11 protein-coding genes are annotated in these 13,500 nt (G+C 68.1%); all 11 read right to left on the bottom strand.

What is annotated here, in order from left to right; genetic code table 11:
• Window positions 1-12 precede the first annotated feature (12 nt).
• Window positions 13-1,179, bottom strand: coding sequence for an ABC transporter substrate-binding protein (locus EJP67_RS16340; protein ID WP_126022769.1), 1,167 nt, complete (start codon window positions 1,177-1,179; stop codon window positions 13-15).
• A 58-nt stretch (window positions 1,180-1,237) separates the two neighbouring features.
• Window positions 1,238-1,972: an SDR family NAD(P)-dependent oxidoreductase gene (locus EJP67_RS16335; RefSeq protein ID WP_126022768.1), complete on the bottom strand. Its 735-nt coding sequence runs from the start codon at window positions 1,970-1,972 to the stop codon at window positions 1,238-1,240.
• Window positions 1,969-2,781, bottom strand: coding sequence for a cyclase family protein (locus EJP67_RS16330; RefSeq protein WP_126022767.1), 813 nt, complete (start codon window positions 2,779-2,781; stop codon window positions 1,969-1,971). Before EJP67_RS16330 ends, EJP67_RS16335 begins: the two co-directional genes overlap by 4 nt.
• A gap of 16 nt (window positions 2,782-2,797) precedes the next feature.
• Entirely contained in the window at window positions 2,798-4,051 is a 1,254-nt protein-coding gene (locus EJP67_RS16325) for an SDR family NAD(P)-dependent oxidoreductase (protein WP_126022766.1), read from the bottom strand.
• Window positions 4,048-5,220, bottom strand: coding sequence for a thiolase family protein (locus EJP67_RS16320; RefSeq protein ID WP_126022765.1), 1,173 nt, complete (start codon window positions 5,218-5,220; stop codon window positions 4,048-4,050). Before EJP67_RS16320 ends, EJP67_RS16325 begins: the two co-directional genes overlap by 4 nt.
• Window positions 5,217-6,842, bottom strand: a complete 1,626-nt coding sequence (locus EJP67_RS16315) for an AMP-binding protein (RefSeq protein WP_126022764.1) — start codon at window positions 6,840-6,842, stop codon at window positions 5,217-5,219. The genes EJP67_RS16320 and EJP67_RS16315 overlap by 4 nt, the downstream gene beginning before the upstream one ends.
• 14 nt (window positions 6,843-6,856) lie before the next feature.
• Window positions 6,857-7,339: an aromatic-ring-hydroxylating dioxygenase subunit beta gene (locus EJP67_RS16310; RefSeq protein ID WP_126022763.1), complete on the bottom strand. Its 483-nt coding sequence runs from the start codon at window positions 7,337-7,339 to the stop codon at window positions 6,857-6,859.
• A 118-nt stretch (window positions 7,340-7,457) separates the two neighbouring features.
• Window positions 7,458-8,771, bottom strand: coding sequence for an aromatic ring-hydroxylating dioxygenase subunit alpha (locus tag EJP67_RS16305; RefSeq protein WP_126022762.1), 1,314 nt, complete (start codon window positions 8,769-8,771; stop codon window positions 7,458-7,460).
• Window positions 8,772-8,791: 20 nt separating this feature from the next.
• Entirely contained in the window at window positions 8,792-9,784 is a 993-nt protein-coding gene (locus EJP67_RS16300) for a PDR/VanB family oxidoreductase (RefSeq protein ID WP_126022761.1), read from the bottom strand.
• Between the two features lie 15 nt (window positions 9,785-9,799).
• On the bottom strand, window positions 9,800-11,308 hold the full coding sequence (locus tag EJP67_RS16295) for an indolepyruvate oxidoreductase subunit beta family protein (RefSeq protein ID WP_126022760.1): 1,509 nt from the start codon (window positions 11,306-11,308) through the stop codon (window positions 9,800-9,802).
• 4 nt (window positions 11,309-11,312) lie between these two features.
• Window positions 11,313-13,484: a thiamine pyrophosphate-dependent enzyme gene (locus EJP67_RS16290; protein WP_126022759.1), complete on the bottom strand. Its 2,172-nt coding sequence runs from the start codon at window positions 13,482-13,484 to the stop codon at window positions 11,313-11,315.
• Between the last annotated feature and the right edge of the window lie 16 nt (window positions 13,485-13,500).

The raw sequence follows: 13,500 nt of genomic DNA, 5'->3' as shown, positions 1-13,500 counted from the left end.
ACGTCGGGGGTTTCAGGGAACCAGCTTCCATTGGCCCTTGTCGAGCCTCACGACGACGCGCGAGCGGTCGTCAGAGCCGTAGCGGTCGGTCGGCTTGAAGTTGTAGACGCTGTGCGTGCCCACCAGCTCCTTGGTGCTCACGATGGCGTCGCGCAGCGCGAGGCGGAACTGCGGCGTGCCGGGCTCGGCCTTGCCGGCCAACGCGCGCTGCGCGGCGTCGAGATAGATCAGCCACGCATCGAAGCTGTAGGCCGAGAAGGTGTCGGTGGGCGGCGCGCCGTTGGCCTTCTGGAAGGCGGCGCGGAAGTCCATCGCGATCTTCTTCATCGGGTTGGCGTCGGGCAGTTGCTCGGCCACCACCACCGGGCCAGTGGGTGCCAGCAGCCCTTCCACCGACGCACCGCCGACGCGGATGAAGTCGGGGTTGATCAGCGAGTGCATGCCGTAGATCTTTCCCTTGTAGCCGCGCTCCTGCAGCGCCAGGTAGGGCAGCGCGCCGGGCGTGCCGGATGCGCCGGTGATCACCGCGTCGGGGCGCAGCGCCACGATCTTCAGCACCTGGCCGGCCACCGACGAATCGGCACGCGCATAGCGCTCGTTCGACACCACCTTGATGCCGGCGGCGGGCGCCGACTTCATGAGCGCGTCGTACACCAGGTCGCCCCACGCGTCGGAGTAGCCGATGTAGGCCACCGTCTTCACGCCCGACTGCTTCATCTTCTCGACCATCGCCCCCATCATCAACGGCGCGGGCTGCGGCAGCGTCACCATCCACGCGCCCTCCTCGCCCGGCAGGTCGGCGTTGGCGATGGATATCAGCGGCGTCTTCGTCTCGCGCGCCACGCCGGCGATGGCCAGCGAACCCGGCGCACCGGCCGTGCCGATGATGACGTCGACCTTGTCCTCCTCGATCAGCTTGCGCGCGTTGCGCGCCGCCGTGGACGGATCGGAGGCGTCGTCCAGCGCGATCACCTGTACCTTGCGGCCGCCGACTTCCGACTTGTAGGCCTGGGCCGCCTTCATGCCCTTGTCGTACGGAATGCCCAGCGACGACACCGGGCCGGACAGCGACGTGATGAAGCCGACCTTGAGGTCGGCGGCCCACGCGCTCGCGGCGCTCAGCGCGCCGAGGCCCGCGGCGATGGCCGCGAATGTGCGAATTCGGTTCAGTACTTTCATGGCGGTGCTCCAGAGGTGGTTTTTTTGGGTGACGAGAACGCGAAAAGATGGATCCGGGTCAGAGGGCCAGGCTGCCGACGCTGGTGCCGCCGCACACGTACAGCACCTGACCGGTGACGAAACTGTTGTCGGCGTCCGCGAAGAAACGCACGGCCCGTGCCACGTCGGCCGACTCGCCCAGGCGCTTGACGGGCACCGAGGCGGCGAGTGCGCGCTCCTTCTCGCTGCCGGCCTCGACCACGTCATAGAACATGTCGGTGCGAATGGGTCCCGGCGCCACCACGTTCACCGTGATGCCGTCGGCCGCAAGTTCCAGCGCCCAGGTGCGCGCCATGCCCAGCATGCCGGCTTTGGTGGCCGAATAGCTGGTGCGCGTGGCCAGCCCCAGCGCGGCGCGCGAAGACAGCAGCACCACGCGGCCGAAGCGCTGCGCGCGCATCGCGGGCAATGCACCTTGCACGAGCTGGATCGCACAGCCCAGGTGCAGGTCGACCAGCGCGTCGAGGTCGTCGAGCTTCACCTCGGGCAGCAGCGCGGCGCGGATCACGCCCGCGTTGTGCACGATGGTGGTGGGCGAGAAGCGCCCGACCAGTTCGCGCACCGCCTCGCCGGTGGCGGCGCGGTCGCTCAGATCGACTTCGATGCTGTGCAGCTTCGGGTGGTCGATCTCCGCCTTGCGGCGAGCGAGCGACACCACCTCGTAGCCCTGCGCGAGCAGGTCTTCGCAGATGGCCTTGCCGATGCCTGCGCTGCCGCCGGTGACGGCCGCGACCTTGGGTGCGGTGCCGCTCATGCCGATGCTCCCACCAGCGCCAGCACGCGCAGCGGACTGCCGCTGCCCTTCTCGATCTTCAGCGGCGGGCAGATCAGCACCGCGCCGGACGGCGGCAGCAGGTCGAGGTTGCTCAGGCACTGCAGCCCGTAGCGGCCCGCACCGTGCATGTAGTAGTGGCACGGGTACGGCGGACGCAGGTGATAGCCCTGCCCCGCGTCGGTGCCGATGGCTTCGGAGCCGAAGCCCAGCACGTCGCGCTGCTCGACGAGGAAGCGCACGGCCGCCGTGCTCGGTCCAGGCGTGTGCTGGCCGGTCTCGTCGAAGTTCTGATAGGCCTCGGGGTCGGTGCGCTTGGACCAGTCGGTGCGCATCAGCACCCACGCACCCTTCGGGATGCGGCCATGCGCTGCCTCGTAGGCCTCGATGTCTTCCAGGGTCAACAGGTAGTCGGGGTCGTCCTTCACCTGCGGCGAGCAGTCGATCACGCAGGCCGGCGCCACGAAGTGCTGCACGGGAATGGTGTCCACCGAGTTGTTCGGCAGGTCGCGTCCCGAGATCCAGTGGATCGGCGCGTCGAAGTGCGTGCCGGTGTGCTCGCCGCAGGAGAAGTTGTTCCAGTACCAGCCCGGGCCGCGCTCGTCGTACTTCGACACCTCCTCGATGCGGAAGGGCCAGCACTGGCCCATTTCGGGCGGCAGCGCGATCTGCGGGAACTCGGGCGTCAGCGTCTGCGTGAGGTCGATCACGCGGATGCGGCCGCTTGCCATGGCGGTCACCAGGCCGCCGAGGATCTCGGCTGCGGACATCAGTTCGGTTGTGGTGGTCATTCGTTCGGCTCCTGTCTCAACCGCCTGCAGCCAGCTCGCGCTCGAGCACTTTCGGGTTGTCGCGCCAGCGCTCCAGCCACTCCTGCGCCACGTCGCCGGGGTACACGTCTTCCACGCCATCACGCAGCGCCTTCACGATGGCGTTGGCCAGCGCCGGGGGCGCGAGCTTGGGCGGCGGCGTGTGCTGGTTCCATTCGTCGTCGATGGGGCCCGGGAACACGTTGATCACGCGGATGCCCGCCGGCCGCATCTCCGCGCGCAGGCATTGCGCGAGCGAATGCGCCGCCGCCTTCGATGCGCTGAAGGTGCCGTGCGGCGGGAAGTTGCTCAGTGCGTAGATCGACAGCAGGTTCACCCACGCCGTCGCGCCCGTCACGCCATCGGCCGAGCGGCCCTTGAGCGCGGGACCGAACTCCTGCGCGAGGCGCAGCAGGCCGAAGTAGTTGATGTCCATCTCGGCCTTGGCCACGTCGGTGCCACGCCGCGCGCCGATGCCGAAGGTGCGGTGCACCTCCGCGTTGTTGATGACGATGTCGACCTTGCCGCCGATGGAGCCCGCGAGCTCCGTCACCTGCCGGCCGTTGGTCAGGTCCAGCGGCACCAGCGTGACCTGCGGCAGCGCCGAGATGTCGTCGAGGCCGTCGCCCATCTTCTTCCAGGGCTCTGCGTGGCCGACCCAGACGATGTCGGCGCCGGCCTTGACCAGCGCGCGCACGATCGCCTGCCCGGTCTCGGTCTTGCCATCGGTCACCAGCACCTTGCGGAACTTGGGGTCGCTGGTCATCTCGCGCAGCATCTTGTCGTCGGCCATGTGGGGACTCCCTTCGTTCGGAAAACCAATGAGAACGGCCTGGCCTGCGCGGTCGAGCCGGGCGCCTACGCGCACCCTCTGCGGCGCGTCGCCGACCTCGCCATGCAGGTGGACCATGAGCGTGGGGCCGGCATCCAGGTGAACCAGGCCCAGCCGCCAGGGCAGCCGCTCGCGGAAGAACAGGTCGTTGCTGTGATGCAGCGTGGTGCTGCCGAGCAGCTCGCCCTCGCCGCTTTGCTGCCGCCAGCGCAGCGCGGCGGAAAGGCATCTGTGGCAGACCTCGCGCGGCGGGTACTGCACCGTGCCGCAGTCGTCGCAGGTCTGGAGTTCGAAGCGGCCTTCGGCCGCGGCAGCGGTGAGACCCAGCGCCACGCGGCCGCGCGCGCCGGGCGGCAGGTTCATCTGCCGGGTGCGCAGCACCGGGTTCTTGCGCGGAGGGCGCATCAGGGGCATCGTCATGCGGGTCTCCCCAGGATCACCGCCCCTGTGCACAGGCAACGGTCGTAGGTCACCATGCCGAAGCCGGCGACAAGGCCCAGCTGGGCATTCGGCACGGCGCGCGCGCCGGCCTGGTCGGTCAGCTGCCGGATCGCCTCGACCATGCCGAGGAAGCCGCCCGCCGCACCAGCCTGTCCGGCCGAGAGCTGGCCGCCGCTGGTGTTGTTCGGAAAGCTGCCGTCGAAGGTCATGGTGTTGGCCTGCACGAAGGCCGGGCCCTCGCCCTTCTCGCAGAAACCCAGGTCCTCGAACTGCATCATCACGATGACGGGGTAGTCGTCGTAGGTCTGCACGAAGTCGAGCTCCGCGGGCCGGGTGTCGGCCTGCGCGTACAGGTCGTCGCGGTCCTTGCGCCAGCCGCCCTGCACCATCACCGGGTCTTCGGCGTAGGCGTTGTGGCGCTCGATGGCGCCGCGGATCACCACATGCGGCAGGCCCAGGTCGCGCGCGCGCTCCTCGCTCATCACGAGGAAAGCGTCGGCGCCGGCGCAGGGCATCACGCAGTCGAACAGGTGGATCGGGTCGGAAATCGGCCGCGCGGCCATGTACTCGTCGAGCGTCAGTGCCTTCTTGAACATCGCGTTCGGGTTGCCCAGCGCGTTGGTGCGTTGGTCGACGCAGATGCGGCCGAAGTCTTCACGCCTTGCGCCGTAGGTGCGCATGTAGTTGGCGGTGATGAAGGCGAAGATCGAGTTGGGGCCGCCCGAGCCGTAGGGGTAGCTCGCATCGCGCGCGAAGTTGCTGAAGCTGCCCAGCGTCTGGCGGAAGGAATCGACGTGGTTGGTGTCGGCCCCCACGCAGGCCACGATGTCAGCATCGCCCGCCTGCACGGCGCGCGCCGCACGGCGCAGGCACATCACGCCCGAGGCACCGCCGGTGGGCACGTGGTCGAGCCAGCGTGGCGACAGGCCCAGATGTTGGGTGACGCCCACCGCCGTATCGGGCGCGAGCGAGAAGCTGCTGAGGCACAGGCCGTCGATCTGCTCCTTGGGCACGCCGCTGGCCTTCACCAGCGCCTCGACCGCCTGGCCGACGAACCAGTGCGCGGTGCGCGTGGAGTAGCGCACGTAAGGCACGGTGACGGGCACCGCGACCGCCACGCCTTCGTAGGAAAGCCGCTTGCCCGTCATGCCTGCCTCTTCTTCATCGAGCGGGTGTCGATGCAATGGGCCTGCCCTGGAAGCGACTGCGCCATCTCGCGCAGCTGCCCGCGCTGGATCTTCTGCGAGGGCGTGAGCGGCAGCGCATCGACGAAGGCCACGTAGCCGGGCGCCTTGTAGTAGGCGAGCTGTGCCAGCGCGTGCTGGACGATACTGGCCGCAGTCTGTTCGGGCCGCGAGGCATCGGCGCCTTCGCGCATCACGATGCAGGCGAGCACCTCGTCTCCGCGCACTTCGTCGGGCGTGGCGGCCACGGCCGATGCCTTCACCGCCGGATGCTGGTTGAGCACGCTCTCGACTTCGACGGCCGAGATGTTCTCGCCGCTGCGGCGGATCACGTTCTTCTTGCGATCGACGAAGAAGAAGTTGCCCTCTGCATCGCGGCGCACCAGGTCGCCGGTGTGGAACCAGCCGTCGGCCCAGGCCTCGCGCGTGGCCTCCTCGTCCTTCAGGTAGCCGGAGAAGAAATGGCGCCTCGGGTCGGAGCCGGCCGAGCGCACCAGCAGTTCGCCCGGCGCATCGACGCCGACTTCACTGCCATCGTCACCCACGAGGCGGATCTCGACGAAGTCCTCCTGCCGGCCGAAGCAGCTGGTGCCCACCAGGCGCGGCTCCCGGTTGGCCATGATGCAGGCGGCCGCGCCGGTCTCCGTCATGGCCCAGGCCTCCACCAGCGGAAAGCCGAAGCGCTCCTCGAAGGGCGCGTGGTTCTTGCGATCCACGCCGGCGCCAAAGCCCCAGCGGATGGCATGGTCGCGGTCGGCCGCCGACGCAGGCGCCGACAGCAGCATCGCGGGCATCACGCCCAGGTAGTGGACGATGGTCGCGCCGCTCTCCTTCGCGCTCGCCAGCCATGTCTTCGGATGGAAGCGGTCGAGCTGCACCAGGCAGCCGCCCGCGACCAGCACCACCATGGTGGAGAAGGCCATCGCGTTCATGTGGTTGAGCGGCAGCGGCGTGATCACGCGCTCCTTGTCGGGCCGGATGCTGCACACACCGTCGAGCGCCGCATACCACTCGCCTGCGCGAAGGAAGTAGGCGTTGCTCAGGATGCAGCCCTTGGGGCGGCCCGTGGTGCCAGAGGTGTAGAGCAGGCCGCACTCGGTGTCGACACCCACGGGTTGGCCAGCGCGCGGCGCAGTTGTCTTCGCGGGAGGCACCGCGTCGTCGGGGCCCATGGTCTCGAAGGCGATGCCTGCCTGTGCGGCCGCCGCGCGCAGGTCGGCAGCGCGTTCGGGCAGCGTTACGCCCAGCCCGATCTCGCTGTGGCCGATCAGGTAGACCAGCTCGGCCGAGCGCATCTCCGAGTTGATCGGCACCACGCTCACGCCCAGCGCGTTCAGCGCGAGCCAGTGGAAGATGAAAGCCGGCCGGTTCTCCAGCAGCAGGCCGACGCGATGGCCGTGGCCGTAACCGGCCTGCGCATAGGCTGCGCGCAGGCGTTCGATCTGTGTTGCGGCCTCGCCCCACCGGATCGCGCCCCCCTCGATGCCGTAGGCGGCGGCGGTCACCGATTCGGTGAAAAGGAATTCGGCTTGCGGCGTGCGTGCCGCGGTGGCTGCGAAGACGTCGTGGACGGTGGCGTGGGGCATCACTCGCGTCCCGGCTAGATGAAGAGCTGCACGGCCGGCAGGGCCGCGTCGCAGTTGAGCAGGTTGACGCGCTTGAGCGTCATGCGCAGCGCGCCGTCCTGCACCGTGAGGTGGTGGAAGAAGGTGCCCACGTAGAACTGGATCTCGTCGCCCTGCGACTCGGTGTAGTGGAACGAGGTGCGCACCACGTAGCGGTTGGCTTCCGCGTCGAACTGCTCGACCACCGGCACCTGCAGCAGGTGGTGGCAGCGGCTCGGCGGCTGCTGCGAGAAGGCGCGCGGGCTCTTCAGGCGCTCGATGCGAAGGTCGCGCAGCAGCTTGTCCTCGTAGAGGTGCGAGGTGTGGTTGAGGCCGTCTTCCTGGTCGGGAATCAACGGTATCCAGTAGAAGGCGTCGTCTGTGAAGAGCCCGTTCCACTCCTCGTAGCGGCGGGTGTCGAGCAGGTACGCCTCGTTCACGACGAAGTCGATCAGGTCCTGATGCGTCACCGATGTCATTCGAGCACCCCCTCATTCGAGGAACACCGCGGAACCGGCTTTGCCGGGCCGCTGGTGTTGCCCCCTGCAAGGGGGCTGGAGAAGCGACACGAAGTGCGCGAAGCCTGGGGGTTGGCCATTACATTGTCTCCGTCATGCGCTGGACCCAGCTGCGGTACTGGTTGCGCATCGGAAGCTCGTTGGTGCCGCCGGTCGTGATCTCGCCGCCCTTCAGCTCGGCCGGGTCGTAGTCGCGGTGGAGGCTGACCCATTCGTTGCCGCTCGCGTGCAGGCCGGCCTGCATGCCGCGATAGGCCTGCAGGTCGTCGTGGCCCACCACCGAGAACGGCGAGTTGATGAGGCGGTTGTACATGGCCGTGCGCTGCAGCAGCTCGGGCGGCGCGCCCTTGAGGCGGAAGGTCCAGCTCTCGATGAGGGTCTTGTCGGCCGAAATCGGCTTGACCACGCGGATCGCCTGGATCGCGCCCTTGATCGTGAGGTTCGGGTAGTAGACGGTGTTGTGCCGCGCCATGCCGAGGATCTGCGCGGTCTTCTCCTCGCCGTAGCGCGCCTTCATCGCGTTGTCGTACTCGGGGATCGCCTTGTACTTGCTGTGGATGCTGAAGTGCACGCCGGTGAAGCTGTGGCCGTTGTCGTAGGTGCGGATGCCCATGTCCTCGAAGAACTTGTAGTCGGACATGAAGGGCACGAACTGCTCCACCGCCATGGGCTTGGGCTCGCTCTCGGGCTTGTCGGCCCACATGCGCTTGGCGGTGCCGGCCGAAGATTCGTGCGCCACCATCGGGTGCATGGTGTCGTTGAGGTTCTCCACGAACATCTTCCAGTTGCACTGGTGCATGAAGCGCAGGCAGCCGCCGGCGATCTCCAGTTCGCCCTCGGGCGAGCGGTCGGCCATGTTGTCGATGGAGCTCAGCGAGTCGCCGAAGTACTCGTCGAAATCAGGGCCGGCATCGTTGATCTTCACGAAGATGAAGCCGCGGTGGCTGCGTACGTTCTTCACGGTGGTCAGGCCCTTGCCCGATTCGCACTCGTGCAGCTGGGTGTTCTCGTAGCCCGTCTTCAGCGGAATCGCCAGGGGCGCGCCATCGGTCTTGAAGGTCCAGGCGTGGTAGGGGCAGCGGAAGAACTTGCCGGTGTTGCCGCAGGGCCCGTTGACGAGGCGCGAGCCCTTGTGGGCGCAGCGGTTCATCATCACGCGCACGCTGCCGTCGGAGTGGCGCACGACGATCAGTGGACGCCCGGCGATCTCGTTGCTGATCCAGTCGCCGGGCTTGGGCAGCTGGCTCTCGTGGCCGACGTAGTTCCAGGTGTTGGCGAAGAAGTGCTCCTGCTCCAGCTCGAAGAGTTCCTGGCTGGTGTACAGGTCGCGGTGCACCCGGTCGTTCTGCACCAGCGCGCGAATGGCGTCGGGGTTGTCTCTGTACGAGGTCATGGCGTTCATGTCTCCTTGCTTCAGATGTCCAGCACCAGGCGCGCGCCCTTGGCGCGCGAGATGCAGATCTGCATGACGGTGCCTTGCGCCTTCTCGCGGGCAGTGAGCACGTAGTCGCGATGGTCGATCTCGCCTTCCAGCACGGGCACTGCGCACACGCCGCATTCGCCGCGCTTGCAGTCGAACATGGGGTCGCAGCCGTGCTCGATGAGGCAGTCGAGGATGCTCTGGTCCGCCGGCACGGTGAAGCGCTGCCCGGACTGGGCCAGCTCCACCTCGAAGGGCTGGTCGCCCTCTTCCGCGACGGGCTCGGTGAAGAGCTCGAAGTGCACGCGGTCGTGCTCCCAGCCGCGCGCCTGCGTGCGTTCGAGCACCGCGTCGAGCATGACCTTGGGGCCGCAGACGTAGAGGCGGTCGCCGGCGGGCACGCTGTCGAGCAGCGTGTCGATGGCCAGCGGCGCGCCAGCCTCGGCATCGGCGTGCACGTGCAGGTCGTCGCCCAGCAGCGCCTGCAGCTCGGGCAGGAAGGCCATCAGCTCGCGGCTGCGGCCGGCGTAGTGCATGCGCACCGCCGCGCCCTCGGCCCGGCGGCGCGCAGCCATGGTGGCCAGCGGCGTCACGCCGATGCCGCCCGCCACGAGCACCGTGCCGCCGGGGCCGGTGTGCAGCGGGAAGTCGTTCTTCGGCGGCTCGATGGCGATGGTGTCGCCTTCTTTCAGCCCTTCGTGCATGAAGCGCGAACCGCCGCGGCCTTCGGCTTCCTTGCGTACCGCGATCACGTATTCGGTCGGTGCGTTGGTGGCGTTGCGCGCCGTGTCGAAGTTGATGAGCGAGTAGTGGCGCCAGTCGGTCTTGCCATCGGCGAGCGACACCTGCACGCGGATGTGGGCGCCGGCCGCGAAGCCGGGCAGCGCGCGGCCGTCGTCGGCGCGCAGGCGCAGCATGCGGATCAGCGGGTTCAGTTGCCGCGCTTCGGTGACGCGCAATGAGAGGGTGGCTGAGGGTGCGGTCATCTTCGGAGTCTCTTCTCAGGCCAATGCGTGCTGCACCAGTGCGGCCCGCAGCTTGTGGCCATGCTCGTCGGCCAATGCGGCGTCGCGCAATTCGCGCAGCGTGGCCGGCGCCAGTGCGTCGCCGGCGCGCTCGAAGGCACGCATGACGGTGTCGTAGTTGCGGATGCCGCGCTCGTGCGTGTCGCTGTAGCCCTTGACGAGGCGCTGGCACTGGGCCAGTTCGACGGCGAGCTCCGGATTGCGCTGCGCGGTGGCGGCGATGCGCTGCAGCCATTCTTCGATGCGGCGGTTCTCCTCGGCGTAGCGCATGGTGGAGAGACGCCAGCGCTTGCAGGCAGCCACCATGCGCAGCATGAGATAGCCGCGCAGCGAACTGGTCTGGATGACGCGGCCGTGCTGCGTGAAGCGTTCGACGATCTTCTTCGGCAGCGTCGAGTTCATCAGCCAGCGGCCGATGCCGCCGGGCAGGGTCTCGCAGATCTCCTGCAGACGCGGGTGCATGTACTCGTTGATGGCGAGTACCTGTCCCGGTTGCACGCGCGCTTCGCCGCGCACGCGCTCGAAGCGGGTGGCGCGAGTCTTGAGAGCCGCGACGCGGGCGGTGTCTTCGTAGGACATCCACAGCGCGAGGTGGCGCGCGGTCTCACGAAGCAGGCGACGATCGCCCGAGGGCAAGGCCGCGATGGAAGCCATGCGGTCGAGGTAGAGGCCGGCGTAGGCCGGGTCCTGGTAGTCGATGAGGCGGCGCACGCCTTCGAGCAGCAGGTCTTGCACTTCGACCGGGAAGCTGTTCTGCACGCGCTCGACCAGTGAGCGCACGGCGGGGTGGCGCGGCTGCGGTGCTGGGGCGGCGATAGGTGCTTCCTTCACCGGCTCGCCATCGTCGCCGCCTTGTGCACGCTCGAACGCCGCACCGAAGGCCTTGAGGCTGGGCTTCACGCCCACGCCGCCGCGTTCGATGGTCGCTTCGAACTGCGCCCGGCTGAATGGCAACACGCCCGAGCCCGCCAGCGCACCGAAGAGCACGGCGCTGATCACGCTGCCCGAAGCCTCGGCGGCCTGGGCCATGTCGAAGCGGATGAAGCGCTTGGCGGCGTTGGCCGTGTGCGCGAGGAGCTGGCCGCTGTCGACGCGGCCGTCGCCCATCGCACTCTTCTCGGCGATGGAGAACACGCGGTGCGTGGAAGCGATCAGCGTGGTGCGTTCGCGCGTGACCAGGCCGCGCTGCACGGCACGGCCGGCTTCCATCAGCTCGGATGCGAGCACCACGTCGACGTCGCCCGGCAGCGGCATCAGCGCGAGCACCGGCGTGCCGCCGTCGTTCTCTGCTTGCGACGATGGGTACAGCTCGACGTAGTAGATGGTCGCGCCGGTGCGCTGGGCCACGCCGGGCACGGAGGTGGTCTGGGCGACGTAGCCATTGGCTTCGCCCATGTCGACGATCCAGTCCGCGAGTACGCCGCCACCCTCCCCGCCCATGGCGAGGATCGCGATCTTGATAGGCTGGGCCCTGATGTTCGTCATCGCTTCAGAAGGCATAGGCTTCACGGCGGCGAGCCTCGCCGCGCTGCATCCAGCCGATGACGGCCGCGCGCACGCGCTCGCGCAGCTGGTCCCAGCGGCTGGGGTTGCTCACGATCTGGGCCTTGTAGAAGGAGGGGCACAGCACGGCGGCGTGCGAGACCTCGCCGCACACACCGCAACCCACGCAGCTGTCGAGCACGGCCGCGACCGGATCGGTGCGAAGCGGATCGGGGTTGGGCTTGATCGACAGCGACGGACAGCCCGACAGGCGGATGCAGGAGTGGTCGCCGGTGCAGGTGTCGGAATCGACGCCGAACTTCTCGCGCACCATGCGCTTGCCGTCGGCGATGGCCTTGCGCACCAGCGGCTTCTCGCGGCGCTGCTTGTTGAGCATGCACTCCGACTGCGCGATCAGCACCTTGGGGCCCTTCTCTTTGGTGGTGAGCGCCTCCTTGAGCGCATCGCGCATGCCAGCAATGTCATAGGTGCGGCGCATCGTCTTCACCCACTTCACCCCCACGCCGCGCACGGCGCTCTCGATCTCGTGGCCGGTGCTGCGCGTCTTGTTGACGGCGTTCGACGAGAGGATGTCCTGCCCACCGGTGGCCGAGGTGTAGTTGTTGTCGACGACGATGGTGAGGTTGTCGCTCTTGTTGAAGACCGCGTTGGCCACGCCGCTGGTCAGGCCGTTGTGCCAGAAGCCGCCGTCGCCCATCATCGAGATCGCACGCTTGCCGGCGGGCGCATTGAGCGCCGCGGCGCCCGCGCCGCCCAGGCCGTAGCCCATGGTGGTGTTGCCGATGTTGAAGGGCGGCAGGATGGAGAACAGGTGGCAGCCGATGTCGGCGCTCACATGGTGCGGGCCGAGTTCGCGCTCGACCAGCTTCATCGCGCTGAAGATGGGGCGCTCGGGGCAGCCGGTGCAGAAGCCCGGCGGACGGGCATGAACCACTTCGCCGAGCGGCGCGACGGGCTGCGCAGGCTCGGCAGCGACCTCGGTCAGCGGGATCACCTTGCGCACGGGTGCGGGCACCGGCAATGGCGCGAGGCGTTCGTAGCGCTCGCAGAAGCTGCGCGCACCCTTGAGCAGCTCGGCGGCCGTGTATTCGCCGGCCACCGGCAGCATGTCCTTGCCGTGCAACACCGTGGAGGACCCGGCCTGGCGCAGGATGGTCGCGAGGTTCTGCTCGACGAAGTTGGGCTGCCCCTCTTCCACAACGAGGACGGCGCGCTTGCCTTCGCAGAAGCGGATCACCTCGCTCTCGATGACGGGATAGGCCACATTCATCACGTACAGCGGCACCCGGGTGTCGCCGTAGACGTCCGCGAGGCCCAGGCGTTCGAGCGCACGCACCAGCGTGTTGTAGCTGCCGCCCTGGACGATGATGCCGATGTCGTCGGCGTCCTCGGAGAAGAACTCGTTGAGCTTGCGCTCCTCGATGAAGCGCACGGCCGCGGGCCAGCGATCCTTCACCTTCTCTTGTTCATGCACGAAGCTCGCGGGCGGCAGCACGATGCGGCCCACGTCGCGCTGCGGGTTCTCGAGCGCGTCCTTCAGCGTGAACTTCGCGCGCTTGTTGTCGCCCGCGACGAAGTGGCCGTGCACGTGGCAGGCGCGGATGCGCAGCTGCAGCATCACCGGCGTGTTGCTGGCTTCGGAGAGATCGAAGCCCTGCTTCACCGCATCGACGATGCTGGGCAGGTTGGGGCGCGGATCGAGCAGCCAGATCTGCGACTTCATCGCGAAGGCGTGGCTGCGCTCCTGCATGATCGAGGAGCCTTCGCCGTAGTCCTCGCCCACGATGATGAGCGCGCCGCCGGTCACGCCGCCCGAGGCCAGGTTGGCCAGCGCGTCGGAAGCCACGTTGGTACCCACGGTAGCCTTGAAGGTGACGGCGCCGCGCAGCGGGTAGTTGACGGAGGCTGCGAGCGTGGCGGCCGCGGTGGCTTCGCTCGCACTGTTCTCGAAGCGGATGCCCTGCTCGGCAAGGATGTCCTGCGCATCGGCCAGCACGTCCATCAGATGCGAGATGGGCGCACCCTGGTAGCCGGCCACATAGGAAACTCCCGACTCCAGAAGGGCCTTGGTGACGGCCAGAATGCCCTCGCCCCTGAAGACTTCCCCACCAGAAAGCCGCAGTTTCTTGACTTCTTCAACGAACGAACGCTCTGCCATCGGGGTCCTTGTTGTC

The sequence above is a fragment of the Variovorax guangxiensis genome (assembly GCF_003952165.1).
Taxonomy (GTDB): Bacteria; Pseudomonadota; Gammaproteobacteria; order Burkholderiales; family Burkholderiaceae_C; genus Variovorax; species Variovorax guangxiensis.
Note: the sequence above shows the minus strand (reverse complement) of the source record. Positions and strands in the feature narration are given on the sequence as shown.